The 26,595-nt window shown below is 67.7% G+C and carries 22 protein-coding genes and 2 pseudogenes; 14 read left to right on the top strand and 10 right to left on the bottom strand.

Translation table 11 applies throughout. The annotated features are described in order from the left end of the window. Positions 1–83: 83 nt before the first annotated feature. The 3 genes and pseudogenes from ACP26O_RS08795 to ACP26O_RS08785 all read right to left on the bottom strand — a co-directional run bounded on the left by ACP26O_RS08795 (position 84) and on the right by ACP26O_RS08785 (position 6,021). Positions 84–1,682, bottom strand: coding sequence for an efflux transporter outer membrane subunit (locus tag ACP26O_RS08795; RefSeq protein ID WP_175666530.1), 1,599 nt, complete (start codon positions 1,680–1,682; stop codon positions 84–86). A gap of 2 nt (positions 1,683–1,684) precedes the next feature. After that, a pseudogene (locus ACP26O_RS08790) lies at positions 1,685–4,889 on the bottom strand (efflux RND transporter permease subunit). Then, positions 4,886–6,021 (bottom strand): annotated as a pseudogene (locus ACP26O_RS08785) (efflux RND transporter periplasmic adaptor subunit). Before ACP26O_RS08785 ends, ACP26O_RS08790 begins: the two co-directional pseudogenes overlap by 4 nt. 191 nt (positions 6,022–6,212) lie before the next feature. Between ACP26O_RS08785 and ACP26O_RS08780 the strand changes: the two are divergent. Beyond that, entirely contained in the window at positions 6,213–6,833 is a 621-nt protein-coding gene (locus ACP26O_RS08780) for a TetR/AcrR family transcriptional regulator (protein ID WP_105834449.1), read from the top strand. A 60-nt stretch (positions 6,834–6,893) separates the two neighbouring features. Here ACP26O_RS08780 and ACP26O_RS08775 read toward each other — a convergent pair whose 3' ends face one another. Together ACP26O_RS08775 and ACP26O_RS08770 are read right to left on the bottom strand one after the other, a co-directional pair. Beyond that, positions 6,894–8,627 carry a ClcB-like voltage-gated chloride channel protein gene (locus ACP26O_RS08775; protein WP_206444909.1) on the bottom strand — a complete coding sequence of 578 codons (1,734 nt, stop codon included), beginning with the start codon at positions 8,625–8,627 and terminating at the stop codon, positions 6,894–6,896. Positions 8,628–8,742: 115 nt separating this feature from the next. Continuing rightward, positions 8,743–9,819 (bottom strand): YeiH family protein, encoded by a 1,077-nt coding sequence (locus ACP26O_RS08770; protein WP_175666533.1) that lies wholly within the window; start codon positions 9,817–9,819, stop codon positions 8,743–8,745. Positions 9,820–9,932: 113 nt separating this feature from the next. On the opposite strand from ACP26O_RS08770, the gene ACP26O_RS08765 reads away from it, so the two are divergent. The 8 genes from ACP26O_RS08765 to ACP26O_RS08730 all read left to right on the top strand — a co-directional run bounded on the left by ACP26O_RS08765 (position 9,933) and on the right by ACP26O_RS08730 (position 17,775). Next, positions 9,933–10,826, top strand: a complete 894-nt coding sequence (locus ACP26O_RS08765; protein ID WP_175666534.1) for a LysR family transcriptional regulator — start codon at positions 9,933–9,935, stop codon at positions 10,824–10,826. A 164-nt stretch (positions 10,827–10,990) separates the two neighbouring features. Further along, positions 10,991–11,755, top strand: a complete 765-nt coding sequence (locus ACP26O_RS08760) for a sugar phosphate isomerase/epimerase family protein (protein WP_175666535.1) — start codon at positions 10,991–10,993, stop codon at positions 11,753–11,755. 28 nt (positions 11,756–11,783) lie between these two features. Further along, positions 11,784–12,776 carry a sugar kinase gene (locus ACP26O_RS08755; protein WP_006754794.1) on the top strand — a complete coding sequence of 331 codons (993 nt, stop codon included), beginning with the start codon at positions 11,784–11,786 and terminating at the stop codon, positions 12,774–12,776. Positions 12,777–12,939: 163 nt separating this feature from the next. After that, a complete protein-coding gene (locus ACP26O_RS08750; RefSeq protein WP_175666536.1) occupies positions 12,940–14,220 on the top strand; it encodes an MFS transporter in 1,281 nt (426 codons plus the stop codon). 5 nt (positions 14,221–14,225) lie between these two features. After that, positions 14,226–15,191, top strand: a complete 966-nt coding sequence (locus tag ACP26O_RS08745) for an NAD(P)-dependent oxidoreductase (protein WP_175666537.1) — start codon at positions 14,226–14,228, stop codon at positions 15,189–15,191. 322 nt (positions 15,192–15,513) lie between these two features. Continuing rightward, complete coding sequence (locus ACP26O_RS08740) at positions 15,514–16,557, top strand: LacI family DNA-binding transcriptional regulator (protein WP_011656933.1); 1,044 nt, start codon at positions 15,514–15,516, stop codon at positions 16,555–16,557. Positions 16,558–16,611: 54 nt separating this feature from the next. Continuing rightward, positions 16,612–17,400: a YhfC family intramembrane metalloprotease gene (locus ACP26O_RS08735; RefSeq protein ID WP_175666538.1), complete on the top strand. Its 789-nt coding sequence runs from the start codon at positions 16,612–16,614 to the stop codon at positions 17,398–17,400. A gap of 12 nt (positions 17,401–17,412) precedes the next feature. Then, on the top strand, positions 17,413–17,775 hold the full coding sequence (locus ACP26O_RS08730; RefSeq protein ID WP_175666539.1) for a DUF3022 domain-containing protein: 363 nt from the start codon (positions 17,413–17,415) through the stop codon (positions 17,773–17,775). Positions 17,776–17,896: 121 nt separating this feature from the next. On the opposite strand, the gene ACP26O_RS08725 is transcribed toward ACP26O_RS08730, so the two are convergent. After that, entirely contained in the window at positions 17,897–18,328 is a 432-nt protein-coding gene (locus ACP26O_RS08725) for a PGDYG domain-containing protein (protein WP_011656930.1), read from the bottom strand. A 127-nt stretch (positions 18,329–18,455) separates the two neighbouring features. Then, positions 18,456–18,998: a Spy/CpxP family protein refolding chaperone gene (locus ACP26O_RS08720; protein WP_175666540.1), complete on the bottom strand. Its 543-nt coding sequence runs from the start codon at positions 18,996–18,998 to the stop codon at positions 18,456–18,458. 365 nt (positions 18,999–19,363) lie between these two features. Here ACP26O_RS08720 and ACP26O_RS08715 point away from each other — a divergent pair, with 365 nt between their 5' ends. Together ACP26O_RS08715 and ACP26O_RS08710 are read left to right on the top strand one after the other, a co-directional pair. Continuing rightward, positions 19,364–19,828 carry an Lrp/AsnC family transcriptional regulator gene (locus ACP26O_RS08715; RefSeq protein ID WP_006481526.1) on the top strand — a complete coding sequence of 155 codons (465 nt, stop codon included), beginning with the start codon at positions 19,364–19,366 and terminating at the stop codon, positions 19,826–19,828. A gap of 517 nt (positions 19,829–20,345) precedes the next feature. Beyond that, positions 20,346–21,446, top strand: coding sequence for a saccharopine dehydrogenase family protein (locus ACP26O_RS08710; RefSeq protein ID WP_175666541.1), 1,101 nt, complete (start codon positions 20,346–20,348; stop codon positions 21,444–21,446). Between the two features lie 107 nt (positions 21,447–21,553). On the opposite strand, the gene ACP26O_RS08705 is transcribed toward ACP26O_RS08710, so the two are convergent. Together ACP26O_RS08705 and cydX are read right to left on the bottom strand one after the other, a co-directional pair. Further along, on the bottom strand, positions 21,554–22,180 hold the full coding sequence (locus ACP26O_RS08705) for an AAA family ATPase (RefSeq protein WP_175666542.1): 627 nt from the start codon (positions 22,178–22,180) through the stop codon (positions 21,554–21,556). Further along, positions 22,177–22,323 (bottom strand): cytochrome bd-I oxidase subunit CydX, encoded by a 147-nt coding sequence (cydX, locus tag ACP26O_RS08700; RefSeq protein WP_012363934.1) that lies wholly within the window; start codon positions 22,321–22,323, stop codon positions 22,177–22,179. Before cydX ends, ACP26O_RS08705 begins: the two co-directional genes overlap by 4 nt. A gap of 179 nt (positions 22,324–22,502) precedes the next feature. On the opposite strand from cydX, the gene corA reads away from it, so the two are divergent. Then, positions 22,503–23,480, top strand: a complete 978-nt coding sequence (gene corA, locus ACP26O_RS08695; RefSeq protein ID WP_175666543.1) for a magnesium/cobalt transporter CorA — start codon at positions 22,503–22,505, stop codon at positions 23,478–23,480. Positions 23,481–23,489: 9 nt separating this feature from the next. Here corA and ACP26O_RS08690 read toward each other — a convergent pair whose 3' ends face one another. After that, a complete protein-coding gene (locus ACP26O_RS08690) occupies positions 23,490–23,777 on the bottom strand; it encodes a YciI-like protein (RefSeq protein WP_011656925.1) in 288 nt (95 codons plus the stop codon). 464 nt (positions 23,778–24,241) lie between these two features. Here ACP26O_RS08690 and ACP26O_RS08685 point away from each other — a divergent pair, with 464 nt between their 5' ends. Beyond that, complete coding sequence (locus ACP26O_RS08685; RefSeq protein ID WP_006755037.1) at positions 24,242–24,730, top strand: aminoacyl-tRNA deacylase; 489 nt, start codon at positions 24,242–24,244, stop codon at positions 24,728–24,730. Positions 24,731–25,002: 272 nt separating this feature from the next. Then, positions 25,003–26,493 (top strand): ISNCY family transposase, encoded by a 1,491-nt coding sequence (locus ACP26O_RS08680; protein ID WP_175666727.1) that lies wholly within the window; start codon positions 25,003–25,005, stop codon positions 26,491–26,493. Positions 26,494–26,595 lie beyond the last annotated feature (102 nt).

The raw sequence follows: 26,595 nt of genomic DNA, 5'->3' as shown, positions 1-26,595 counted from the left end.
ACGCTACGTGAGGGTCAAGCGGAAGATCGCGGATCGGCGCGCGGGAGGGCACCGCGCGCCGTGCGCCTGAAGGAAACCGCGCGTTATTGCGGTGACGGCGGTGACGGCGGCGCGTCGGGCGCGGCCGTGCGCGCCTGGGTGGCGGGGGCACCGAGGGCATCGTGAGCCGCGTTGCCGGGATTGCCGGCCGTATCGGCTTTCCCGTCCTTGCCGGTGCCGTCGACTGGCGGCGTGCCCATCGCCTGGTAAAGCCGCGCGGTATCCGCGAATCGTGCGCCGGTCGCGCGAAGCTCGTCGAGTCGCGCATTGCGGTACTGCAGTTCGCTGGCGCGCGCGGCCGACGGCGGCAGCGCGCCGAGCCGCACGCGGGCGGCCGCGTCGTCGTACGCGCCGCGCGCGGAAAGCGCGGCGTGCGACGACGCGTCGAGCGCCTCGGCATCGTGCTCGAGTGCCGCGAGCGAATCGGCGACGTTCTGGAACGCGCCGAGCACGGCCTGCTTGTACTGGTCGACCGCGGCCTCGTAGGTCGCCTTCGCCGCGCGACGCTGGGCGAGCAGCGCACCGCCGTGGAAGATCGGCTGGCTCAGCGACGCGCCGACGTTCCAGATCGAGCCGGCGCCCGACAGCATCGTCGGCCAGCTGAAGCCGCCTTTGCCCATCGCCGCCGACAGCGACAGTTGCGGGAACATCTGCGCGGTCGCGAGGCCCACTTCGGCCGCGGCCGCCTTCAGCCCGGCGTCGGCGGCCTGGATGTCCGGACGGCTTTGCAGCAGGTCCGACGGCACGACGACGGGCACCTGCTCGGGCAGGTGCAGATCGGCGAGCGCGAGATCGGCCGGCGGCCGGTCGGGCGTGCGGCCGACCAGCACCGCGAGCGCATGGCGGGCCGAGTCGCGTTGCTGGCGCAATGCGGGCAGGCTCGCCGCGAACGTGTCGGCGCTTTGCCGTGCAGTCAGCGCGTCGCTGCGCGACGCCGAACCGAGCGCATGGCGGCGTTCGGCGTCGTGCGCCTGATCGTTCGCGAGCGCGACGAGCCGCTCGGTCGTCTCGATCTGGGCATTGAGCACCGCCACGGTGATCGACGCGGTGACGATGTTCGCGGCCAGCGCGCGCCGTGCGGATTCGAGCTGGAACGCACTGACGTCGACGCGTTTCGCGAGCGCGCGGTTCGCGAAACGCGACACGCCGAACAGATCGACCGTGTAGCTCGCCTGCAATTGCCCGACGAACGTGTCGTACAGCAGCGTCGGCGCGCCGAGCGCGGGAATCGGAACGCCGAGCGCGCGCTGGCGCGTGGCCTGGGCGCCCGCGTCGATCGACGGCAGCATCGAGCTGCCGATCTGCCCGCGCAGCTGCTCGCGCGCGGCATCCAGCGAATGCGACGCCGCGCCGAGCGTCGGGCTGTTGCGCAGCCCTTCGTCGACGAGCGCGTTCAGCGCATCGGAACGGTACTGCGTCCACCAGTCGGGCACCGGTTGCGCGCCGACCTCGAACTGCTGCGCGACGCCTTGCGCGGACACCGTCTGCTGCACTTGGGGCGTGGCGCCGTAATGCGCGGGCGACGGCATCGCGGGCGGCTCGCCGCTCGGCGCGAACCACGCGCAGCCGGCGAGCGGCCCGACGAGGCTCGCGGCCGCGAGCGCCCGCGCGGCCTTCGTTTTCAGGTTCATCGACAGTTCCATGGTCAGGCTCCCGACGGCGTGGCAGGCGTGCCGTCGTGCGGCGGTTCGTGCGGGTCGCGTTCGTCGCCTCGCACCTTGAAGCACGTCGCATAAAGGGCGGGCAGGAAGAAGATGGTCAGTCCCGTCGCGACCGTGATGCCGCCCATCAGCGCCGTTGCCATCGGGCCGAAGAAGCCCGAGCGCAGCAGCGGGATCAGGGCGAGCACGGCGGCGGCGGCGGTCAGCATGATCGGCCGGAAGCGCCGCACCGTCGCGCTGACGATCGCCGTGAAGCGCGGCTGTCCGGCTGCGATGTCCTGGTCGATCTGATCGACCAGGATCACGGAGTTGCGCATGATGATCCCGAACATCGCGATCACGCCGAGCAGCGCGACGAAGCCGAACGGCTTGCCGAACAGCAGCAGCGCGGCGACCACGCCGATCAGGCCGAGCGGCGCGGTCAGCACGACGATGAAGGTGCGCGAGAAGCGCTTGAGCTGAATCATCAGCAGCGTCAGCACCGCGATGATCATCAGCGGCATCTGGGCGTTGATGGACGTCTGGCCCTTCATGCTTTCCTCCGCCGCGCCGCCGATGTCGATCCGGTAGCCGGTGGGGAGCGTCGCGCGCAGCGTCGCCAGCGCACCGTCGATGTCGCGCGTGACGCCGATGCTCGCTGCGTCGCCGCGCACGTCGGCCTGCACGGTGATCGTCGGCTGGCGGTCGCGTTCCCAGATCACGCCGTATTCGAGCGTGTCGCGCACGTGGCCGATCGCGCCGAGCGGCACCGGGCCGTGCGGCGTCGGAATCGCGATGCCGGCGAGCTTCGACGGGTCGACGCGCTCGCTCTTCGGCGCGCGCAGGTCGACGTTGATCAGCTTGTCGCGCTCGCGATATTGCGTGACCGTGTAGCCCGACAGCGTCATCGCGAGGAAGCCCGACACGTCTTCCGACGTCACGCCGAGCTGGCGCGCCTTGAGCTGATCGATTTCGAACGACACCGAGCGCTCGGCCGGCTCGTCCCAGTCGAACTGCACGTTGCGCGTGCGCGGGTCGGCGCGCACCTTGTCGCGCCACCTTCTCGGCGATCGAGCGCGCGGTCGCGATGTCGTCGCCGCTCACGCGGAACTTGATCGGGAAGCCGACCGGCGGCCCGTTTTCAAGCCGCGCCACACGCGTGCGCACGGTCGGGAAACGGATTGCGAGCGTCGACTCGAGCCAGTGCGACAGCCGGTCGCGTGCTTCGACGTCCTTCGCCGTGATGACGAACTGTGCGAAGTTCGGCTGCTGAAGCTGTTGATCGAGCGGCAGATAGAAGCGCGGCGCGCCGGTGCCGACGAAGTCGACGACGTGATCGATTTCGGGGCGGCCAGCGAGCGTCTTCTCGAGCCGCGTGGCCTCGCGCAGCGTCGCGTCGAACGACGCGCCTTCCGGCAAGCGCAAGTCGACCAGCAGTTCGGGGCGCTCCGAGTTCGGGAAGAACTGCTGCGGCACGCGCGTGAAGGCGGCCATCGCGATCGCGAACAGCACCGCGGTCACGCCGAGCACGACCCAGCGGCGTTCGATGCAGGCCGAGATCCAGCCGGACAGGCGCCGGTAGAAGCCCGTGTCGTACACGTCCTGCCCGTGATCGTCCGGCAGGTGGGCTTCGTGCGCGTGCTTCTTGCGCTCGGGCAGCAGGTGATAGCCGAGCAGCGGGATCAGCACGACGGCCGCGAACCACGACGCGATCAGCGCGATCGCCGACACCTCGAAGATCGAGCGCGTGTACTCGCCGGTGCTCGACTTCGCGAGCGCGATCGGCAGGAAGCCCGATACCGTCACGAGCGTTCCCGTGAGCATCGGGAACGCCGTGCTCGTGTAGGCGAACGCCGCCGCACGCGTTCGCGTCCAGCCTTGCTCGAGCTTCACCGCCATCATTTCGACGGCGATGATCGCGTCGTCCACCAGCAGCCCGAGCGCAAGCACCAGCGTGCCCAGCGACACCTTGTCGAGCCCGATGCCGAACACGTGCATGCACAGCGCGGTCACGGCCAGCACGATCGGAATCGTGATGACGACCACCATCCCGGTGCGCAAGCCCAGCGACACGAGGCTGACCACGAGCACGATGGCGACGGCTTCGCCCACCGCCTCGACGAAGTCGTCCACCGAGTGTTTCACCGCGTGCGGCATGCTCGACACCGCGCTCAGCTTCACGCCGGCCGGCAGGCCTGCCTGGAGTTCGGCGGTCCTGGCGTCGAGCGCCTTGCCGAGATCGATCACGTCGCCGCCCTTTTGCATCGTCACGCCGATGCCGAGCACGGCATGGCCGTTCGCGCCTGGACCGGCCGTCCGCATCTGCGTGACGACCGGATCGTCGTAGCCGCGCTTCACCGTCGCGAGATCGCCGAGCCGGAACGTGCGGCCGTTGTTCACGGTATCGGCATGTCCGCGAGCGCCTCGCATTGTCTTGAACGCGCCGGTGGGACGCACGAACACGCGATCGTCCGCCGTCGTGATCGTGCCGACCGGCGCGACGGCATTCTGCGCGTCGATCGCCTGCGCGAGCTGTTGCGGCGTGATCGCGAGCCGGGTCAGCTGCGCGTTCGAGATCTCGACGAACACGTGCTGATCGGGGTCGCCGAAGTAGTCGACCTTGCCGACGCCGGGCACGCGCAGCAGCACCGCGCGCAGCTTGTCCGCGTAATCGTGCAATTGCGCCGGCGAGTAGCCGTCGCCTTCGAGCGCATAAATGTTCGTATAGACGTCGCCGAATTCGTCGTTGAAGAACGGGCCGACCGTGCCCTTCGGCAGCGTCGCGCGGATGTCGCCGACCTTCTTGCGCACCTGATACCAGGTTTCCGGCACCTGATTGACGGGCGCCGAATCCTTCATCGCGAAGAAGATCATCGACTCGCCGGGGCGAGAGTAGCTCTTGATGTTGTCGACGTACGGCGCGGCCTGAAGCTGGCGGCCGATCCGGTCGGTGACCTGCTCCTGGACTTCTCGGGCGGTGGCGCCCGGCCAGTAGGTCTGGATCACCATCACGCGGAACGTGAACGGCGGATCTTCGGATTGCGCGAGCCGCGTATAGCCGATGATGCCGAAGAGCGTCGCAAGGCCGATCAGGAAGATCACCAGTTGCTGATGGCGCAGCGCCCAGGACGACAGGTTGAAGCGACGTTCGTCGGCCTGGCCGGCGTCGGTTCGCGCGTCGTCCGGCAGATGTGTTCGGGGGCCGTTCATGACGGGAAGTCCTCCGGATGCAGCGGCGGCACGACCGGCCGCACGCGTCTCGCCCGCGCTGACGGTATGCACACCCTGCAGCACGACGCGCTCGTCAGGCTGCGAGCCCGTGCGACGTGATGGACACCGTGCGTTCGTCGTAGCGTGCGACGTCGACACCGTGCGCAGTTCCAGCGTGTCGCTGCCTTGGTGCGCACGACCCAGACCGCCGGCTGCTTGCCGCGGTGAAAGAGCGCGGTGGCCGGCAGCGTGATCGTATGGCCGCGTTGCCGGCAACCGGTGCGCCGTCGAACGCGACGTTCGTGGTCATCCCGAGGCGCACGTCCGGGCTCGGGCGCGACCAGCGTCAGCTTTACCCGCCACGTGCGGCTTTGCGGATCCGCGGCGGCCGCGACCTCGCGCACGCGCGCTTCGAACACTTTGCCCGGCAGCGCCGTCAGCCTGACGCGCGCGCCGCATGGCCGATCGCGAGGATCGCGCAGGTCGCGGCCTCCGACGCGTCGCACACGACGTCGAGCTCGCCGCTCCAGTCCAGATGAAACACCGCCTGCCCGGCCTCGACGTTCTGCCCGGTATCGGCATCCTCGGACGTCACGACGCCGTCGTGATCGGCGACGAGCGTCGCATAGCGGAGCTGGTTCTTCGCGAGCGCGAGCTGCTGCTGCGCCTGGTCGCGCTGCGCGAGCGCCGACGTGTAGCTGTTCTGGGTCTGTTCGAGCTGCGCGGTCGCGATCAGGTTCTCGCGCGCCTGCGCGCGGTCGCGCTCGAGCTGCTGCTTCGCGAACGCGAGGCTGTGCGTCGCGGCATCGAACTGCGCGCGCGCACTCAGCAGCGTGCTTCTGCAGACGTCGGCCGGATCCAGCGCCGCGAGCGTCCTGTCCGGCCTTGACGGTGTCGCCGAGGCGCACCTGCCGCTCGACGATCTTGCCGCCGACCCGGAACGACAGCGCCGTCGAATAGCGCGCCTGGACCTCGCCGGGCAGCACGCGCTCGCGATCGCGCCGCTGTCTGCATGAGCCGGCAGCGCGACCACCGACCGCGGTTCGGGCGGCGCGGCTTCCTTCGGATGACAGGCGGCAAGGACGAGCGCGGTGCCGATCAGCAGCACGGCGCGGGAACCGGAGCGATTCACGAAACCCCCAGATCAGGTGAGAGCGGAACGAAGCCGGCAAGCGCGATGGGCGCTTGCCCCGAGTGGCGCCGGGTGGGCGCGCACGGACAGTGCCGAACGAAGTCGTTCGGAAACTGCGGCGAATTCTAATACACACCTGTATCTGAATGCAAAGATGAATCCGAATGGGGGTTGATGCTAGACTGCGCGCCATGAAACCACAGCGCTTAACTCGCGAGCAGAGCCGGGACCAGACGCGCGAACGTCTGCTGAAAGCCGCGCACCGGATTTTTCTGAAGAAGGGCTATGTCGCCGCGAGCGTCGAGGACATCGCGGCGGCCGCCGGCTATACGCGCGGCGCGTTCTACTCGAACTTCCGCAGCAAGTCGGAGCTGCTGCTCGAGCTGCTCGAGCGCGACCATGATTCGGTGCGGGCCGATTTCGAGGCGATTTTCGAGGAAGGCGGGCCGCGCGAGCAGATGGAGTCGACGGCGCTCGCGTACTACAGCACGCTGTTTCGCGACGACGAGTATTCGCTGCTGTGGGGTGAGGCGAAGCTGCAGGCGGCGCGCGACGCGAAGTTTCGCGTGCGCTTCAACCAGTTCCTGCACGGCAAGCGGCTGCAGATGGCCGAGTTCATCCAGCGCTTCGCCGAGCGCGCGGGCACGCCGCTGCTGCTGCCGGCCGACACGCTCGCCTTCGGGCTGATGTGCCTGTGCGACGGCGTGCAGTCGTATTACACGGCCGATCCGCAGCACGTGTCGGCCGACGCGGCCGAAGCGGTGCTGGCGGGGTTCTTCGCACGGGTCGTGCTGGGCCGCGAGCCGGGCTGAACGCTCGGGCGGCGGGCGGCGCGGCGATCGGGGATGCGGCGGCGCGGCTCACCTAATGCGTCAACGCTCGCCGGTCATCCGCCGGTACGCGTCGAGCAGCGACGTCTTGTAGACGACCCCCGCGAGCGTCGGCTCGGCTTCGCTTTCGATCACCGGCAGCCGCTCACCCTGGAACGCCATGAAGCGTTCGAGCGCGGTCGCGAGCGGCATGTCGGGCGTGAGCAGCGGAAACGGCGTGTGCGCGTAGTGCGCGGCCGTCTTGTCGGTCGTGTCGCGCTTGTCGAGCAGGTCGGACGTGATGTCCTTCAATGCGACCGCGCCGCGAAAGCGCCCGGCGTCGTCGGTCACGTATAGATACTTCACCGGATATTCGAGAAACACGCGCGTCATGTCGGCGACGCTCGCGGCGAGCGGCACGACCGTCTGCGCGGGCTGGATCAGTTCGCGCATCTGCGTGGTGCGCAGCCGCAGCCGTTCCTGCGCGTCCTGATGGTGGCGCAGCGTGATCTCGTACATCGACGTCGTGCCGGTCGCGCGCGCGACGAAATACGCGAACACGCACGACACCAGGAGCGGCAGCACGACCTGGTAGCTCAGCGTCATCTCGAAGATCATCAGGATCGCCATCAGCGGCGCCTGCGTGGCGCCGGCCATGAACGCGCCCATCCCGACCATCGCATACGCGAAATATGCGGACGTGTGGCCCGGCCACAGCGCGTTCATCGCGAGGCCGAACAGCGAGCCGAACACGGCGCCGACGAACAGCGTCGGCGTGAACACGCCGCCGACCGCGCCCGAGCCGGCCGTCGCGGCGGTCGCGATCACCTTGAACACCAGCACCGCGACGAGCGCCTGCCAGGTCCACGGCGCATGCAGGATCTGGTTCACGACGCTATAGCCGTTGCCCCACACGTCCGGAATCCACACCGAGATCACGCCGACCACCAGGCCGCCGAGCGCGAGCCGCACCGGCAGCGGCACGGGCAGCCGCTTGAACTGGTTCTTCGACGCATCGAGCAGATGCAGGAACTGCGGCGCGAGCACGCCGCACAGCGCGCCGAGCACGACGAACAGCAGCACCTCGGGGCCCGTCACGGCCGGGAACACCGGCATCTCGTACGGCGGCCGGTAGCCGGCGAATTCCCGCATCACGATGTTCGCGACGACGGACGCGACGACCATCGGCCCGAAGCTCTCCATCGCGATCGTGCCGAGCACGATTTCGGAGATGAAGAACGCGCCCGCGATCGGCGCGTTGTACGCGGAGGTGATACCGGCCGCCGCGCCGCATGCGACGAGCAGGCGCAGGCGCGGCGGGTCGAAGTGCACGAAGCGGCCGACCAGCGACGCGGCCAGCGCCGCGAGTTGCACCATCGGGCCTTCGCGGCCGATCGAGCCGCCGCTGCCGATCGTCAGCAGCGACGAGACGCTGCGCCACAGGCTCTGGCGCACCGGCACGACGCCGTCGCCGAGCGCGACGGCTTCCATGTAGTCGGTCTTGCCGGCCTTGCTGTCGCCGCGCGTCGCGAGCAGCAGCACGCAGCCGGCCAGGAAGCCGCCCGCGGCCGGCATCCAGAAGCGCACGTACCACGGCAGGCTTCTCGCCATCTGCACGAAGCTGCCGCTGTGCCCGGAGATCAGGTGCTGCATCAGGTCGATGCCTTCGCGGAACGTCATGGTGGCGAAGGCGCCGCCGACGCCGACGACGGCCGACCAGATCAGCATCGTATGGGCGTCCGACAGGCGGAACAGCGTCTGGGCGCGAGTGCGCAGCTTCAGCAGGAACGAGAGCACGGCTGAAAGAGATTGATGAAGGGGACGAAGGAAAACGACGCGAAGCATAGCACTGCGCCGCGCCCGCGGGACCTTCCCGTCGGGCGCGGCGCGTGTCGCGGCGTGGATGTGCGGCTCAGCCAAGGCAGCGCTGCACGGCCCAGGTGATCCCGTAGCCGCCGGCGATCAGCCAGACGTAGAGGATCAGGCCGGTGGTGAGGGCGCGGGGGCCGGCTTCGCGGATCTGCGACACGCGGGTCTCGATGCCGAGCGCGGTCATCGCCATCGTCAGGGCGAAGGTGTCGAGCAGGTTCAGCGTATGCGTGACATCGGCGGGCAGCACGTTCAGCGAATTGACGATCACGAAGCCGAGGAAACCGAGCGCGAACCACGGCACGGCCACCTTGCGCTTGCCTTGCGCGCCGTCGGCGCTCGCGCTAGCCGAGCGGGCGGAGCGGGCGAGCCACCAGCCGAGCGCGAGCAGCACCGGCACCAGCAGCATCACGCGGGTCATCTTCACGATGGTCGCGACGTGCGTGACCTGCGGGCTGATGTCGCTCGCCGCGCCGACCACCTGCGCGACTTCGTGGATCGTGCCGCCGAAGAACAGGCCGAGGCCGGTCGGGTCGAGACCGAGCAGGCCGGCGTGATACGCGAGCGGGTACAGGAACATCGACAGCGTGCCGAACAGCACCACGCTGCCCACGGCCATCGCGCTCTGGTGCGGCTTCGACTGCAGCGTCGACTCGAACGCGAGCACGGCGGCCGCGCCGCAGATTGCGCTGCCGGCGGCGGTCAGCAGCGCCGCGTCGCGATCGAGCTTCATCACCTTCATGCCGACCCAGGTGCCGATCACGAGCGTGCTGAGGACGACCAGCACCGATACCGTCAGGCCCGGCAGGCCGACCTGCGCGATTTCCTGCAGGCTCACGCGCAAGCCGAAGAACGCGACCGCGATGCGCAGCAGCTTGCGCGCGGAAAAGTTGACGCCGGCCGCCCAGCTCGCGGGCATGCCGTCGCGCAGCGCGTTGCCGTACAGCGCGCCGGCGACGATCCCGACGATCAGTGGCGACAGGCCGAGCCCGGCGATCGCCGGCAGTTCCGACAGGCTCGTGACGGCGGCGGCGAACAGCGCGACGAACAGCACGCCGTTCAACTGGCCGCGCATCGACGGCGCGGCGTGGCTGAGATGGGGAGCAGGAGCAGTGGACATGAAGGGCACCGTGGCGAAGCAGGTTGCGATGGCTTAATCCTAATTTGGATATATCGATATGAAAAATTGTGATTTGTGACGTAAACTATCCGGAAAGCCGATAATTCACTCCCATGACCCCGGATCAACTGATAACGTTCGCGGCCGTAGCCGAACATCTGAACATCAGCCGTGCTGCGGTGGCGTTGCATCTGTCGCAGCCGGCCGTATCGGGCCAGCTACGCCTGCTGCAGGACGAGTTCGGCGAGCTGCTGTACCAGCGCGACGGGCGCGGCATCCGCCTGACGCCGGTCGGCGAACAGCTCGCGGAATACGCGAAGGCGCAGCGCGACACGTTCGCGCAGGCGCGCGCGTTTCGCGACGCGGTGCGCGGGCTCGACGCCGGCACGCTGCGGATCGGCGCGAGCACGACGCCGGCCAGCTACCTGCTGCCGTACCTGATCGCGGCGTTCCAGCCGCGCGTGCCGCGGGTGACGATCCAGACGATGAGCGGCAATACGGCCGACGTGGTCGCCGCGCTCGCGTCGCTCGACATCGCGATGATCGAAGGACCGCCCGGCGAGGCGCTGCCGCCCGGCACCGCCGTGCATGCGTGGCACGAGGACGAGATCGTCGCGGTCGTGCCGGCCGGGCATCCGCTCGCCGCGCCGGAGTACGAAGCCGGCGTCACGCTCGACGCACTCGCCGCGCATCCGCTCGTGCTGCGCGAGGAGGGCTCCGGCGTGCGGCAGCTCGTCGAACGCGTGTTCGCGCACGGCGGCGCGCCGATGCGCGTCGCGTTCGAGATCGCGGGCGTCGAGGCCGTGAAGGAGGCCGTGCGCGCGGGGATGGGCGTCGGGTTCGTGTCGGCGATGTCGCTGCGTCACGAAGAGGCGGCGCTCGTGCCGCGTTCGCTGGCCCCCGCGCCGCTCACGCGCCATTTCTCGATTCTGGTGCCGCACGGCGCCGCGCCGTCGCGCGTGGCCGCCCGGTTCCTCGAGATGAGCCTCGCGCGCGACGCCCGATAAGCGGCGGAACCCTTGCCGGCAACGCCGGACGCCGCTGCGCGGCCCACGGGATTCGCGCGGCCGCCGGCCTTAGGGATTTCCTCTATGGTGTGCACCCGCAGCGAAGCGCACCATCCGTCTCAAGCAAATGGAACCGGTTCCATTCCGGTAAAAAAAGGGCAGAAATGGCAGACATCGTGATCGTGGCGAGCGCATTCGGGATGGACCGCGTGCGTCAGGAGGGCCACCGGGCGTTTCTCGCGACCGCGGCGGCATCGGGCGCGACCGGGTTCGAGGTGCGCCGCGAGCTGTTCGCATCCGACGACGACGCGACGCCCGCCGCGCTGGCCGAACTCGGCACGGCACTCTCCGCACACGGGCTGTGGTCGGTCTATTCGACGCCGGCCACGTTGTACACGGAAGCCGGCGCGCTCGACGCCGACGCGCTGCGCGACACGCTTGTGGAAGCCGATGCCCTCGGCGCGCGCTTCGTCAAGTTCCAGCTCGGCGGCTTTGCCTGCGACGCGCATGCGGCGCAGATCGTCGCGCTGTCGCGCGGTGCGCGTGCCCGCGTGGTGGTCGAGAACGGCCAGCTGCCGGTGGGCGGTGCGCTCGCGCAGTTCCGCGGGCTGTTCGATGCGCTCACCGAGGCCGGCACGCCGGATGCACTCGGCATGACGTTCGATATCGGCAACTGGCAGTGGCCGGGCGAAGCGCCGCTCGCGTGCGCGCACGCGCTCGCGCCGCATGTGGAATACATTCATTGCAAGGCGGTCGTGGGCGACGGCGCGCGCCGCTTCGCGGTGGCGCCCGCACCGGGCGATCCGCTCGTCACGGGCGTGCTCGCGGTTCTGCCGCAAGCGGTGCCGCGCGGGATCGAGTTCCCGTTCGATGCGGCCGACCTGGCGGGCGACGCCGGGCGGCGCGTGGCGTGGCTCGCCGCCGCGTGACGCCGGAAGGATACGGAGGAATGCACTCATGAAAGCAGCACTCGATGTCGTGACCTACGGCGAAGCGATGGCGATGTTCGTCGCCGCCGAGCCGTGCCACCTCGCGCACGCCGCGCAATTCACGAAGCGGATCGCGGGCGCGGACCTGAACGTCGCGATCGGCCTGTCGCGGCTCGGCTTCCGGGTCGGCTGGATGAGCCGGGTCGGCCGCGATTCGTTCGGCACCTACGTGCTCGACACGCTCGCGCGCGAAGGCATCGACGCGTCGTGCGTGACCGTCGATCCGCGCTATCCGACCGGCTTCCAGCTGAAGTCGCGCAACGACGACGGCAGCGACCCGACCGTCGAATATTTCCGCAAGGGCTCGGCCGCGAGCCACCTGTCGTGCGACGACTACGTCGCCGATTACGTGCTCGGCGCACGGCACCTGCACCTGACGGGCGTCGCGCCGGCGATCTCCGCGACGTCGTGCGAGCTCGCGTTCCAGCTGGCGCGCGAGATGCGCGCGGCCGGCAAGACGATCTCGTTCGACCCGAACCTGCGCCCGACCCTGTGGCCGTCCGCCGACGTGATGGCGAAGACGCTGAACGCGCTCGCGACGCTCGCGGACTGGGTGCTGCCGGGGCTCGCCGAAGGGCGGCAGCTCACCGGGCACGACACGCCGGCCGACATCGCGGGCTTCTATCTGGCGCGCGGCGCGCGCGGCGTGGTGATCAAGCTGGGTCCCGAAGGCGCGTATTTCCGCACGGCCGACGGCCGCGCGGGCACGGTGGCGGGCGAGCGTGTCGCGAAGGTGGTCGACACGGTCGGCGCCGGCGACGGCTTCGCGGTCGGCGTGGTCAGCGCGCTGCTGGAAGGGCGCTCGGTCGAGCAGGCGGTCGCGCGCGGCAACCGCATCGGGGCGCTCGCGATCCAGGTGATCGGCGATTCGGAAGGCCTGCCGACCCGTGCGGCACTCGATCAGCTCGAAAACGTCAGCAATCGCGCCGATCGCTTAGAGGAAACCGTCACCGCGCAATGAGAGGCCGGACACGGCACAATCCGCGGACCCATTTCGTGCTTCACGCACGGTTTTGCATGAGGCCGGACGAGGCGACCAGACGCCGAGGCCGGTCGATTCCCGACAGGACGGGAGCGGAGCCAGGCGACGACTCGCCACTCCAACCTATCTAGGAGACATTCTGATGGCAGCCAATCTCGCAGTCCGACGCTGGTGGACGATCATGCCGATCGTCTTCATCACCTACAGCCTTGCCTACCTCGATCGCGCGAACTACGGGTTCGCGGCCGCGGCCGGCATCAACCAGGACCTCGGGATCAGCAAGGGCCTGTCGTCGCTGATCGGTGCGCTGTTCTTCCTCGGCTACTTCTTCTTCCAGATTCCGGGCGCGATCTATGCGGAGCGCCGCAGCGTCAAGAAGCTCGTGTTCGTCAGCCTCGTGCTGTGGGGGGCTTGCGCGGCGCTCACGGGCGTGGTCGCCGACATCCCGTCGCTGATGGTGATCCGCTTCGTGCTCGGCGTGGTCGAGGCGGCCGTGATGCCGGCGATGCTGATCTACATCAGCAACTGGTTCACGAAGAGCGAGCGCTCGCGCGCGAACACGTTCCTGATCCTCGGCAACCCGGTCACCGTGCTGTGGATGTCGATCGTGTCGGGCTATCTGGTGCACGAATTCGGCTGGCGCCACATGTTCATCGCCGAAGGCGTGCCGGCCGTGATCTGGGCCGTGTGCTGGTGGTTCCTCGTGCAGGACAAGCCGGCCGATTCGCCGTGGCTCACCGCGCAGGAAAAGCGCGACCTCGACGCCGTGCTCGCGGCCGAGCAGGCGGCGATCAAGCCGGTGCGCAATTACGGCGAGGCGTTCCGTTCGCCGGCCGTGATCAAGCTGTGCGCGCAGTACTTCTGCTGGAGCATCGGCGTGTACGGCTTCGTGCTGTGGCTGCCGTCGATCGTGAAGAACGGGTCCGAGCTCGGGATGGTCGCGACCGGCTGGCTGTCCGCGCTGCCGTACCTCGCGGCGACGATCGCGATGCTGGTCGCGTCGTGGGCGTCCGACAAGGTCGGCTCGCGCCGCGGCTTCGTGTGGCCGTTCCTGCTGATCGGTGCGGCCGCGTTCGCCGCGTCGTATGCGCTCGGCTCGTCGCATTTCTGGATCTCGTATGCGCTGTTGGTCGTCGCGGGCGCGGCGATGTACGCGCCGTACGGCCCGTTCTTCGCGATCGTCCCGGAACTGCTGCCGAAGAACGTCGCCGGCGGCGCGATGGCGCTGATCAACAGCATGGGCGCGCTCGGCTCGTTCGTCGGCTCGTATTTCGTCGGCTACCTGAACGGTGCGACCGGATCGCCCGTCGCGTCGTATGCGTTCATGAGCGCGGCGCTCGTCGCCGCGGTGATCCTCACGCTGTCCGTCAAACCCCAGGCGCGCGATGCGCACTCGCTCGCGACGCCGCTGCAAGGAAAATGAAAACGATGAAGCCTCGTATCGTCGCGTACAAGCCGTTGCCCGATGATGTTCTCGCGTACCTGCGCGAGCATGCGGACGTCGTGCAGGCCGACGGCCCCGCCGCGCTCGCCGATGCGTTGGGCGACGCGCACGGCGCGATCGGCGCGAGCCTGAAGGTCACGCCGCAGATGCTCGATCGCGCGCCGAAGCTGAAGGCCTGGTCGACGATTTCGGTCGGCTACGACAACTTCGACGTCGCGGATCTCACGCGGCGCGGGATCGTGCTCGCGCATACGCCCGACGTGCTGACCGAATCGACCGCCGACACCGTGTTCTCGCTGATCCTGGCCTCCGCACGGCGCGTGGTCGAACTGGCCGAGTGGGTGAAGGCCGGCCACTGGCATCGCAGCATCGGCCCCGATCTGTACGGCACCGACGTGCAGGGCAAGACGCTCGGCATCGTCGGCCTTGGGCGGATCGGCGGCGCCGTCGCGCGCCGCGCGGCGCTCGGTTTCCGGATGCAGGTGCTGTACGCGAACCGTTCCGCGCACGCCGAAGCCGAGACGCAGTACGGCGCGCGCCGCGTGACGCTCGACGAGCTGCTCGCGCAGTCGGATTTCGTGTGCCTGCAGGTGCCGCTGTCGCCGCAAACGCATCACCTGATCGGCGCGGCCGAATTCACGAAGATGAAGCGCGGCGCGATCCTGATCAACGCGTCGCGCGGGCCGGTGGTCGACGAGGCCGCGCTGATCGACGCGCTGCGCGCGGGCACGATCCGCGGCGCGGGGCTCGACGTGTTCGAGAAGGAGCCGTTGCCGGCGGATTCGCCGCTGCTGCGGATGAACAACGTGGTCGCGCTGCCGCATATCGGCTCGGCGACGCACGAGACGCGCCATGCGATGGCGCGCTGCGCCGCGGAAAACCTGATCGGCGCGCTGGCCGGCACGCTGCGCACGAATCTCGTCAATCCCGACGCGCTCGCGCACGCTTGAGCGGCGCGGGCCGGCCGGCGGGGCTGCAGGCGCGGTTAGAGTCGATGGTCTTGGTGCGGGAGGGCAGGCTGCGTTATGATCGCCCGCTCGTTGCATCGATGACCCGGCCACGCGGCCGGCAGCGTTCGACGACGGGCATCCGTGCCAGGTCCGGCGCGGCCGATCGCCGTGCGTGCCAGGCGACCGGGGCGGGCGCAAGTGCGCCGGCTTCGGGCGAGCGCGCGGCACGGGATCGGCGGCGTCGGCCCGGTGGCTTTCGTATCCAACAACAAAGGTCCGTCCGCACACGAAGCGGCGCGGATCGTACGTCGCGAGGCACGACTTGAGCGATTCGCAACCTTCCACGCAGCGTCCCGCGACGATCAGCGACGTCGCACGCGAAGCCGGCACGGGCAAGACCAGCGTTTCGCGCTATCTGAACGGCGAGACGCACGTGCTGTCCGCCGATCTGCGCCAGCGGATCGAGACGGCGATCGCGCGCCTGAACTACCGGCCGAACCAGATGGCGCGCGGCCTGAAGCGCGGCCGCAACCGGCTGCTCGGCATGCTCGCGGCCGACCTGACCAATCCATACACCATCGAAGTGCTGCAGGGCGTGGAGGCCGCGTGCCACGCGCTCGGCTACATGCCGCTCATCTGTCACGCGGCGAACGAAGTCGAAATGGAGCGGCGCTTCCTGCAGCTGCTCACGACCTACCGGGTCGAGGGGCTGATCGTCAACGCGCTGGGCGCCGAGGAAGACGTGCTGCGCCCGCTGCGCGGCGCCGGCATCCCGGCGGTGCTCGTCGACCGGACGGTCGAGGGCTTCGAGGCCGACCTGATCGGGCTCGACAACACCGATGCGATCGAGACGGCGCTCGCGCACCTTGTCGCGCGCGGCTTCGATGCGATCCATTTCGTCGTGCAGCCATTCGAGCGCGTCAGCTCGCGGCGCCTGCGCGAGGCTGCGTTCCGCGCGGCGCTCGGCGCACGCGGGCTGCCGGTGCCGCCGACGGTCGTGCTCGACCTGAACGAGCCTGCGGCGGCCGCTGCGGCGCTGGCCGACCTCGACGCGCGCCTCGACGACGCGACGCGACGCGGCGTGCGGGCGGCGCTGTTCGCCGCGAACGCGCCGGTCGCGCTCGCGATCGCGCGCCACCTGCGCGCGCGTTTCGGCGCCGCGTGGCAGGAAAAGGCCGCGCTGCTGTCGATCGACGATCCGGAATGGGCCGAACTGATCGGCATCACGACGATCCGCCAGCCGACCTACGAGATCGGCTACAAGGCCGTCGAATTCGTGCACGAACGCATCGACGGCGCGGCCGGCGACGTGCGCGTCGCGATGCTGCCCGGCGAGCTGATTGCGCGCGCGTCGACCGCAAGCTGAGTATCATTCGGGGCACGCAGCGCGCCAGGTGCGCTGCCCCGAACAAGGAAATTCATGACTGTCGCTCCCGTCACGCTGGCGGTGCTGATCGCCGCCACGCTGATCATCGCGCTACTGCCGTTCGTTCTCTTCCGTATCCTGCGCAAGCCGCTTGCGCTCGATCGCCGCGACACGATCGTCGGCGTCGCCGTCTTCACGCTGTTCGCGATGATCGTCGAACGCGCATTCCACGGCTTCGTGCTGAGCCAGACGCCCGCCGGCGGCTGGCTCACGCAGCCGCTCGCGTTCGTCGCGTACAGCGCGCTCGCCACCGCCGTGTTCGAGGAAGTCGGCCGCTATCTCGGGATGCGGGTGCTGAACCGCCGCTACGGCGCGTCGGCCGGCGACGGGCGCGGCATCGGCTACGGGATCGGCCATGCCGGCGCCGAAGCGTGGTTCGTCGGCGTGCTCGTATGGGGCCAGTGGTCGTATCTCGCGTGGCTCGCGAGCCGCGGGCAGCTCGAGACGCAGCTCGCGGATCTCCCCGGCGATACCGTCGTGCGGCTGCACGTGATGCTGGCGACGCTGTCGGCACAGTCGATCCTGCTGTTGCTGCTCGAGCGCTGCGCGGCGTTCGTGGTGCAGCTCGCGCTGTCGGTGCTGGTCTGGCGCGGCGTGCGCGCCGGCCGCGCGGGCGTGCTGCCGCTCGCGATCGTGCTGCATGCGCTGGCGGTCGCGCCCGCGCTGCTGTATCAGGTGCGCGTGTTGCCGGCCGCCTGGGTCGAAGCCGGGTATTTCGTGCTGGCCGCGATCCTGGTCGTCGTGCTGGTGAAGGCGTGCCGGTCGCCGCGTGCGGCGGCCTGACGGGAGGACGGAATGGACGACTATCTGATCGAGTGCCAGAGCGCGGAATTCGACGCGCTCGCGCGCGTGATCTGCGATCTCTTTCCGGAGCAGACGCGCTTTGCCGAAAGCAGCGACGAGCGCGGGCGGTTCCTGTCCGTGCACTGGCTGGCGATGCGTTTCGGCTCGACGCCGAAGAGGATGACGCTCGACATTCGCATCGTGCCGCCGGCGCTCGCGCGCTATCTGGCGCTCAAGCCGATGCAGCGCGCCCGCAGTCATGCGGTGCTGCATGCGTACACGGAAGCGATGCTGGGCTCGCTGGAAGAGCGCCACGCGGCCGGCGAGGCCGTCGAGCGTGACGCGGAACTCGAACTCGACGAAGACTTCGCTTGAACGTGAGCGCGCGCCGGCGCGATGCGGGCAGAGCGCCGCTGTGGCAACGCAGGCATGACGCCAACGTTTCAGGCCGCGACGCGCGACGACAGCACGCGATTCTTCGCGCCCCTGCGGTGCGTCAGGCGTCGCGGTAGACCTGCGCGAAACGCTGCGCCTGCACGACACCGTAGTCGCCGGGCGCATACTGCATGACCCAGTCGCCGGCGACGCCGCGCAGCGTGTCGCCGTTTTCCGAGCGGGCGATCGTGAACGGCTCGTCCATGCGGCGGGCGAGCACGACGGCCGGCCGATTGCGGTACGCGCCCGGCGTGCCGTGCGCGAGCGCCGGGTCGGCGGGCAGGTACTTCGCGTCGAAGCGTGCGCGCGACACGACCCAGCGGTCGCCGGTCGAGCCGGTGATCAGTGCGTCGCCCGCGACATAGCGGTTCGGGCCTTCGAGGCTCATCAGTTCGCCGTCGGCAGCCGCGAACGCGACCGTGACGGTTTCGTCCTTGACGACGTGACGGGCCTGCGGGTCGGTACGCAGATCGATGTGCTTGAGTTCGAGCATGGCGGGGAAGTGCGGGAAAAGCCGGGAGCTTATCCCGAATTCGGCGCGCCGTGTGACGCGCCGAATTCCCGCGGGATGCGCGACGCCGTTCGCCCGTCCGGGCAACGCGGCGTCGGCGATGCGGACCTCAGGGTTGCGCGGGCGCGCTGGCGGCCGGCGCGGCGGCTGCCTTGCCTTCCTTTTTGGCCTTGCCCGAGCCGCGATGTTCGCCGCCATGGTGCAGCCAGCTGCGGAACGTCGTGTCGGCCAGCGCCTTCTGTTCGGCCGGGAAGCTCTGGTAGAGCGGCGCGAATGCGTCGGCGAGCTTCTTCGCGCCGTCCGCGTTCGCCTGCGCGAGTTCCGCGTACTGCTTCATGTCGTCGACGGCGGACACGTTGTGGTTTTCCATCCGTGCGCGATACAGGTGACCCATCGTTTCACCGTTCTCGCGCATCGTGTCGGCGAACGTCTTCCATTGCGGCTCCTGCGCCGACGTGATCTTCAACTGATCGTGCAGGTACTTGATGCGCTGCTCGATGCGCGCTTCGTGGCGTGCCGCGCGCTGTTCGGCGCTCGGCGCGGATGCTGCCGCTGCCGTCGTTGAGGCGGGCGTTTGCGGTTGCGGCGGCGTTTGTGCGAATGCGCCTGCTGCAACGGCGAGCATCGCGAGGGTGAGCGAGATTTTCTTCATGGTTGGCTCTCCGGGGTGGTGTCGTGCGAGCGGGCGCCGCGGCCTGTGCCGCGAGCACGCATCTCGCGTCGCCTGCTATTAGTAGCACGTTGCGTGTCACGCGGCGGTGAAAGCGACACTTGCTTACATCCGAAACGAATCGAAATTGAAGGGGAACGCACATAGCGGATGGGCGGCGGACGATGGCGTGCGATGGCGTTCGGTTGTGCGTGTATCGGCACGCCGGGCGTCGCACGCGAGCGAGGAGCGCGGTTCGAACGCATGAACCAGCGATGGCGTGCGACGCCGTTTGGGCGCGCCGGCGTTCGGCGCTATCATCGCGTCACGTTCCATTTCGCCGGCGCGCTGCCCGCCGGCCCAGCCTCATGCGTCCACCTCGCCTCGACCAACTCGACGACCTCGACCGGCAACTCGTTGCGCTGCTGCAAGCTGATGCGCGCGCAAGCGTCGCCGATCTCGCGCGACAGCTCGACGTCGCCCGCACGACGGTCGTCGCGCGCATCGCGCGGCTCGAGCGCACGAACGTGATCGCCGGGTACAGCGTGCGGCTCGGGCAGGACGTGCTCGATGCGAGCATTTATGCGTATGTCGGCATCATCCTCACGCCGAAGTTCGGCAAGGACGTGTTGCGCAAGCTCGACCGGATGCCCGAAGTGCAGCTGCTGTGCGCGGTGAGCGGCGAATACGACTATGTCGCGTGGCTGCGCGCCGATTCGCCGGAGCGGCTCAACGACCTGCTCGACCAGATCGGCACGCTCGAGGGCGTCGAGCGCACGACGACGTCGATCATTCTGTCGCGCAAGATCGATCGCGGCACGATCGGCGGCTGATGCGCCGCATGCGGCGTCGCGCTTGACGCCGTGGCGCGATTCGTCGCGCAGATTGTTGCTGCTTTACCTTCCGTTGAACCCTCGCCGTTTGCGTTCGCCGCAGGGCGGGGCGTTCTCGCGCATCGTCGCGCAGGCTGTTACTCCTTTGCCTTGCCTTGAACCCCGGCCGTCGGCGTTCGCCCCAGGGCGGGGCGTTGGCTCGTGCATCGTCACGTGAGCGTCGTCGGGTCGAATGCCGGCCTGCATGCGCGTAACGATTTCTTCGCCGGGCGCCTGTCCCGCTTTGCCCGCTTCTTTCTCTCCGTTCAGACGCATCGATCGCGGCCCGTTTGCGGCGCGTCATATATGCGATTTTTAGATGTTTTGGTCGTTGTGACGAAATGCGTCGTCATTTCGTCGAATTTATCGGTCGTTTCGCATCATTCTTCGTCTTGGAACTGATTTTGCGCGTCCCTAAACTGTGTTCATGGCTCGACGCCGTACACCAACACCAAACCCATCATCAGGAGATAAGCGCATGAAAATCGCCATCGTCGGCGCAGGTCTGATCGGCCACACCATTGCTCACATGCTGCGTGAAACGGGCGACTACGAAGTCGTCGCGTTCGACCGAGATGCGGATGCGCTCGCCAAGCTGTCGCGTGAAGGGATCGCGACGCAACGCGTCGATTCGGCCGACGCCAATGCGATCCGTGAAGCCGTGAAGGGCTTCGATGCGCTCGTCAACGCGCTGCCATACTACCTCGCGGTCAACGTCGCCGCGGCGGCCAAGGCGGCCGGCGTCCATTACTTCGACCTGACCGAGGACGTCCGCGCCACCCACGCGATCCGCGAACTCGCCGACGGCTCGGACCGTGCGTTCATGCCGCAGTGCGGCCTGGCACCGGGCTTCATCGGCATCGCTGCGCACGAGCTCGTGAACGGTTTCAGCGAAGTGCGCGACGTGAAGATGCGCGTCGGCGCGCTGCCCGAGTATCCGACCAACGCGCTGAAGTACAACCTGACGTGGAGCGTCGACGGCCTGATCAACGAATACTGTCAGCCGTGCGAAGCGATCCGCGACGGCCGCAAGCAGTGGGTGCAGCCGCTCGAAGGCCTCGAGCACTTCTCGCTCGACGGCACCGAATACGAAGCATTCAACACGTCGGGCGGCCTGGGCACGCTGTGCGAGACGCTGTCGGGCAAGGTCGAGACGCTCGATTACAAGTCGGTGCGCTATCCGGGCCACCGCGGACTCGTCCAGTTCCTGCTCGAGGATCTGCGTCTGTCGAGCGACCGCGACACGCTGAAGTCGATCATGCGCCGCGCGGTGCCGTCGACCAAGCAGGACGTCGTGCTCGTGTTCGTCACGGTAACGGGCGTGAAGGACGGCCAGCTCGTGCAGGACGTGTTCACGCGCAAGATTTTCGCGAAGGACGTGTGCGGGATGCACATGAGCGCGATCCAGATCACGACGGCCGGCGCGATGTGCGCGGTGCTGGATCTGTTCCGCGAGAAGAAGCTGCCGCAGAGCGGCTTCATTCCGCAGGAGAAAGTGTCGCTGAAGGCGTTCCTGTCGAACCGCTTCGGCAAGCTGTACGAAGGTGGCACGATGGAGCGCGTGCACGAAGTCGCCTGACGGATCTCCGGCACGAGGGCCGTGCAACGCCGGGAGCGCAACAGCGCTTCCGGCGTTTTTTTTGAGGCTGGTCGAAGCAGGCAGGAGCAGGGTGGTGCGTGTGCGGCTCAGGCGGGCAGCGGCGGGACCATCGTTGCCTGCGGCGCCGGCGGCGCCGGCGGCACGATGCGGTACAGCAGCGCATCGATGTCCGCGTCGGACGGCGCGGTATTGTCGAACATCACGATGCCGTCGCATTCGTGGCCGGTCGGCACGAAGCGGCGTTGCCGGTATTCGTCCCAGTGCGCGAGCTTGTACGCGTCGTTCGGGTTGCCGCGCGCGACGATCCGCTGGTGCGCGACGTCTTCCGCCGTATGCACCCAGACGACCGTCAGCGCGATCTCCGGCCCGATGCCGAGCCACGCACGGTCGAGGATGCGCCGGTCACGCACTTCGCGCGACAGCGGGCCGACTACGAGCGCGCCGATGCCGAGCGCGAGATTCTCGCGGGCCGTGTCGAGCAGGCCCTGATATTCGGGATCGCGCAGATGCTTCAGGTAGAGCGGGCTGTCGCGATCGTCCGGATCGGAGGTGAGGGCGCCCATCGCGGCCGAGCTGTAGCGGCCGTAGAGCGTGTCCTTGTCGAGCAGGCAGAAGGCTTCGCCGGTCGCGCGCATCAGCGGCCCGATCAGCCGCTTCGCGAGCGTGGTCTTGCCGGTGCCGGCATGACCGCAGAAGAACACCAGGTGCGTCACGAATACCGGCTCCCCGAGCCCGCGCGCGACGCGTCGGTGCGCTTGTCTTCGCGCGGGAACACTTCCGCCTCGAGCCACATCACGTTGATGATGCCGAAGCCGAGCGCCACGCCGATGCCGAGGATCCACGAGAAATACCACATGGGTCTGTCTCCTTGATGGTTGGGCCGCGCGGCCGTGCCGTGCGTTTGCCGAAGCGGTGCCGCGCGCGTGCTGCGGCGCAGGCAGCCCGATCATGACCAATATCGGCGCGCCGCGCAAGCCGGGCCGCCCGCGCGTCAAACCGGTAAACTGATGCGCAAACCGCAACATTACAGACACCATGCTGATCAATTGTGCTGCATACCAGGACGGCCGCAAGCTGGCCGACATCGATATCGATGCCATCAGCGACTACGTGTCGAAGCCCGAGTGTTTCGTGTGGGTCGCCCTGAAGGATCCGACACCGGAAGAGATCGACCTGATGGGCGAGGAGTTCGCGCTGCACGAACTCGCGCTCGAGGATGCCCGCAAGGGGCATCAGCGCCCGAAAATCGAGGAGTACGGCGACTCGCTGTTCGCGGTGCTGCATACGGTCGAGCTCGATGAAGACGGCGAATTCAATGTCGGCGAGCTGAACGTGTTCGTCGGCCCGAACTACGTGCTGTCGATCCGCAACCATACCGAGCAGGACTTCCGCGCGGTGCGCAAGCGCTGCGAGCGCGAGCCGCATCTGCTGCAGGAGGGCTCGGCGTTCGTGTTCTATGCGTTGATGGACCAGGTCGTCGACCGCTATTTCCCGATCCTCGAGACGCTCGGCACCGAGCTGGAGGAACTCGAGGATCGCATCTTCGCGAAGGCCACGCTCGCGTCGTCGCGGGCGATCATCGAGGATCTCTATTCGCTGAAACGCCGGCTCGTGATGCTGTACCAGCACACCGCGCCGCTGATGGAGCCGCTCGCGAAGCTCACCGGCGGCCGCATTCCGCAGGTCTGCAGTGGCATGCAGCATTACTTCCGCGACGTGTACGACCACCTGCAGCGGATCGTGAAGACGATCGAAGGGCGGCGAGAGATGGTCGTGACCGCGATCCAGGTCAATCTCGGGATGATCTCGCTCGCCGAGAACGAGGTGACCAAGCGGCTCGGCTCGTTCGCCGCGCTGTTCGCGATCCCGACGATGATCGCCGGCATCTACGGGATGAACTTCGCGAACATGCCCGAACTGCACCTCAAGTACGGCTTCTACGGCTGCATCGCGGTGATGGTCGCGGCCGATCTCGCGCTTTGGTGGCGCTTCAGGCGGGCGGGGTGGCTGTAGCCGCGACGCCTAGTGCGGTGCGTGCTTGCCGACCACGACGCGCCACGGCCGCACGCGCCACGACTTGACGAGGCCGTTCTGCACGTACGGATCGGCGCGCGCGAACGATTCGGCGGCCTCCGGCGAATCGCCTTCGAACACGAGCACGGCCTGATCGGACGGATCCTGCAACGCGCCGGCGAGCACGAGCTCGCCGCGTTCGGTTGCGGCCTTCGCAAGCGCGAGGTGCTCGGCGCGGTATTGCTCGCGCCGGGACAGGTAATCGTCGACGAGTTCGTAGATTAGCTGGTAATGCATGGTCGCTCCCGGAATCGGCCGCCGCGGGATGGCGGGCGCTTGGGCTCAGTATAGGGCGCGATTCGGGCTTTGTCGGGACGGCTTGCGGCAGCTTGCCGCTCGTGGCTGGCTGACCTTGGCGGCTGTCTGGGATGATTTCGATATCTCGTTACCTGTCCTTTCAGTGCAACTAACGGTCTAACGCGAATCCGCCGTCGCATGATTTTGCGTTATCGCGCCGGACGGCTCGTCGCAGGTTTGGTCTTCAGGCAAGGCAGGTTTGGCAAGCGTATGGGACGCGCATTCCGGGGCGGAATTTCACATGTCGGCGAGGGCGGTCGCGTGATCGGAAAAAGGGCCGAAGCCCGGTGTGGGCGTCCGGACGGGGTGCCGCGGGAGGGCGTTTCCATTGGCCGCAATGCGACCTATGCTGAACAAATCCGGAGCGAACTCCATTCGCCCGATTCGCCCAGACGAGGTGTGCCATGCCTGTATCAGCCACCCTGCAGGATTGCCTGCGCCAGAAGTCATCGCGGTACGAAGTCGTGTACCACCCGTATAGCCATACCAGCATGGAGACGGCCGCCGCCGCGCATATCCCCGGCGATCGCCTCGCGAAAACCGTGCTGCTCGAGGACGACGAAGGCTACGTCGCCGCCGTGCTGCCGACGTCGCACGCGGTGCGATTGTCGGATCTCTGGGTCAAGACCGGCCGCCATCTCGTGCTCGCCAGGGAAATGGAACTGCGCGAACTGTTCAAGGATTGCGACCTGGGCGCGTTGCCGCCGGTGTGCATGGCGTACGGAATGAAGACGTTCCTCGAGGAACAGCTCGCGCAGCAGCCCGAGGTGTATTTCGAGGCCGGCGACCACGAAGCGCTGATCCATATGACGCAGGACGAATTCCTGTCGCTGATGGAGACGGCCGAGCGCGCGCATTTCTCGCACAAGATGCAGGGGATGTGGGTTTCCTGATTGCGTTGGTGCGGGAGGTTTGTCGTGAATGAGAACGGCGTCTGATGGGCGCCGTTGGGGCGTTGCGGGCTGTCGATCCAGGCGTCGTCGGGTTGGGTTGCGTTCGAATCAGCTATGTTTCCGGCGCAATTTCACATTTGACATAATCATAATTATCAAAGTTGAATTTTGTAATGGCTAGATTGAAATGTCCGCTTTTGGCTACATAGAAATGTCCGCTTTCGTGCCGCGTAAGCTGAACGGCCGCCGGGTGTCCGGCGCCGGAGGCTGCGATGGCTGCAACGGAGCGGATCACGATGACGATGCGCGAGTTGGACCGATTCAAGGTCATTCAGGACGTGGCGGACGGCAAGCTCAAGCCATGGCGTGCGGCAGAACGGCTGGAATTGACGACGCGGCAAGTTCGCCGGCTGGTCGCCCGGCTGCGTGAGCACGGTCCGGCAGGTTTGGTGTCGGGACACCGATCGAAGCCCGGCAACCGTCGCCTGGACCCAGGAGCCGCCGACCGGGCGCTCTCGATCATCCGCGACCGCTACGCCGATTTTGGCCCGACGCTGGCCTGCGAGAAGCTATGGGAATGTCATGGCATTCGGCTGGCCAAGGAGACGGTCAGGAAGCTGATGACGGACGCCGGCTTGTGGGTTCCGCGCCGGCAACGACCGCCGAAGATCTACCAGCCGCGAGCGCGCCGGGCATGCCTGGGCGAACTGATCCAGATCGACGGCAGCGACCATCGATGGTTCGAGGAGCGTGCGCCGGCGTGTACGCTGCTGGTGTATGTGGACGACGCGACGAGCCGGTTGATGATGCTGCACTTCACGCAGACCGAATCGACCTTCAGCTACTTCGAAGCGACGCGAGCGTACATCGAGCGGCACGGCAAACCTGGGGCGTTCTACAGCGACAAGGCCAGCGTGTTTCGCAACGTGAAGCCGGGCAAGACCGGCAATCGCGTGACGCCGTTTGGCCGGGCGATGTACGAGCTGAACATCGACACGTTCTGCGCGAACAGCAGCTCGGCCAAGGGGCGCGTGGAGCGAGCGCACCTGACGTTGCAGGATCGATTGGTCAAGGAGATGCGATTGCGCGGGATCAACACGGTGGCCGACGCCAACGCTTACGCGCCCTCCTTCATGGCCGCCTACAACGCACGCTTCGCGAAGCCGCCGAAGAGCGACTTCGATGCGCATCGGCCGCTGCGGGCCGACGAGAATCTGGACTTGGTGCTGACGTGGCGCGAGCCGCGAAAGGTAACGAAGTCGCTCACGGTGCAGTACGACCGGGTGATGTATTTGCTGGATGACACGCCGGCCAACCGGAAGCTGATCGACCGCCAGATCGAGGTATGGGAGTACCCGGATGGGCGGATCGAAATCCGGGCTGATGATCGTGTGTTGCCGTACCGGCAATACGATCGCCTGGCTGAAATCGATCAAGGTGCCGTCGTTGAGCACAAGCGTTTGAGCCATGTGCTGCAGGTCGCGCAAGCGCTTCAGGCGCAACGCGATAACAGTCGCATTGGTAAAGCTCCGTCACGCACCCATCGAGGCGACTCAACCCGGACCGACCGAAACGAGCCCCAAGCGGGCAAGAAGAAGCAACGCGAGATCACGCAGGCCGACGTCGAGCATGTGATCGTGGATCTGGCGCAACGTCGGCAGACCGCAAAGCCGCCAAACAAACCGGGCCGTCGGTCTGCAAAAGCTGGGGAAACAAGCGTGAGCGCCCTGCCCGTTCAGGCGCCGACCTTCGACACTGCGTAACGGTCAAAACGAGGAAACAGAAGTAGCAAAACCAACCTTAAAACCGGACATTTTTAAATGGCTGGAAGGTGGACATCTGAATCCGGGTATGACAAATTGCGG

The sequence above is a fragment of the Burkholderia sp. R-40 genome, from assembly GCF_049942845.1.
In the GTDB taxonomy this organism is placed as follows: Bacteria; Pseudomonadota; Gammaproteobacteria; order Burkholderiales; family Burkholderiaceae; genus Burkholderia; species Burkholderia ambifaria.
The sequence above is the reverse complement of the archived record's forward strand: the minus strand, read 5'-3'. Positions and strand labels throughout refer to the sequence as shown.

What these genes read in the sequence shown, in the direction of transcription:
- ACP26O_RS08680 (WP_175666727.1), top strand. Translation starts at nt 25,003, where the DNA reads ATGGCTGCAACGGAGCGGATCACGATGACGATGCGCGAGTTGGACCGA.
- ACP26O_RS08750 (WP_175666536.1), top strand. Translation starts at nt 12,940, where the DNA reads ATGGCAGCCAATCTCGCAGTCCGACGCTGGTGGACGATCATGCCGATC.
- ACP26O_RS08795 (WP_175666530.1), bottom strand. Translation starts at nt 1,682, where the DNA reads ATGGAACTGTCGATGAACCTGAAAACGAAGGCCGCGCGGGCGCTCGCG.
- ACP26O_RS08745 (WP_175666537.1), top strand. Translation starts at nt 14,226, where the DNA reads ATGAAGCCTCGTATCGTCGCGTACAAGCCGTTGCCCGATGATGTTCTC.
- cydX (WP_012363934.1), bottom strand. Translation starts at nt 22,323, where the DNA reads ATGTGGTATTTCTCGTGGATCCTCGGCATCGGCGTGGCGCTCGGCTTC.
- ACP26O_RS08730 (WP_175666539.1), top strand. Translation starts at nt 17,413, where the DNA reads ATGGACGACTATCTGATCGAGTGCCAGAGCGCGGAATTCGACGCGCTC.
- ACP26O_RS08715 (WP_006481526.1), top strand. Translation starts at nt 19,364, where the DNA reads ATGCGTCCACCTCGCCTCGACCAACTCGACGACCTCGACCGGCAACTC.
- ACP26O_RS08690 (WP_011656925.1), bottom strand. Translation starts at nt 23,777, where the DNA reads ATGCATTACCAGCTAATCTACGAACTCGTCGACGATTACCTGTCCCGG.
- ACP26O_RS08720 (WP_175666540.1), bottom strand. Translation starts at nt 18,998, where the DNA reads ATGAAGAAAATCTCGCTCACCCTCGCGATGCTCGCCGTTGCAGCAGGC.
- corA (WP_175666543.1), top strand. Translation starts at nt 22,503, where the DNA reads ATGCTGATCAATTGTGCTGCATACCAGGACGGCCGCAAGCTGGCCGAC.
- ACP26O_RS08760 (WP_175666535.1), top strand. Translation starts at nt 10,991, where the DNA reads ATGGCAGACATCGTGATCGTGGCGAGCGCATTCGGGATGGACCGCGTG.
- ACP26O_RS08765 (WP_175666534.1), top strand. Translation starts at nt 9,933, where the DNA reads ATGACCCCGGATCAACTGATAACGTTCGCGGCCGTAGCCGAACATCTG.
- ACP26O_RS08770 (WP_175666533.1), bottom strand. Translation starts at nt 9,819, where the DNA reads ATGTCCACTGCTCCTGCTCCCCATCTCAGCCACGCCGCGCCGTCGATG.
- ACP26O_RS08755 (WP_006754794.1), top strand. Translation starts at nt 11,784, where the DNA reads ATGAAAGCAGCACTCGATGTCGTGACCTACGGCGAAGCGATGGCGATG.
- ACP26O_RS08725 (WP_011656930.1), bottom strand. Translation starts at nt 18,328, where the DNA reads ATGCTCGAACTCAAGCACATCGATCTGCGTACCGACCCGCAGGCCCGT.
- ACP26O_RS08685 (WP_006755037.1), top strand. Translation starts at nt 24,242, where the DNA reads ATGCCTGTATCAGCCACCCTGCAGGATTGCCTGCGCCAGAAGTCATCG.
- ACP26O_RS08780 (WP_105834449.1), top strand. Translation starts at nt 6,213, where the DNA reads ATGAAACCACAGCGCTTAACTCGCGAGCAGAGCCGGGACCAGACGCGC.
- ACP26O_RS08710 (WP_175666541.1), top strand. Translation starts at nt 20,346, where the DNA reads ATGAAAATCGCCATCGTCGGCGCAGGTCTGATCGGCCACACCATTGCT.
- ACP26O_RS08735 (WP_175666538.1), top strand. Translation starts at nt 16,612, where the DNA reads ATGACTGTCGCTCCCGTCACGCTGGCGGTGCTGATCGCCGCCACGCTG.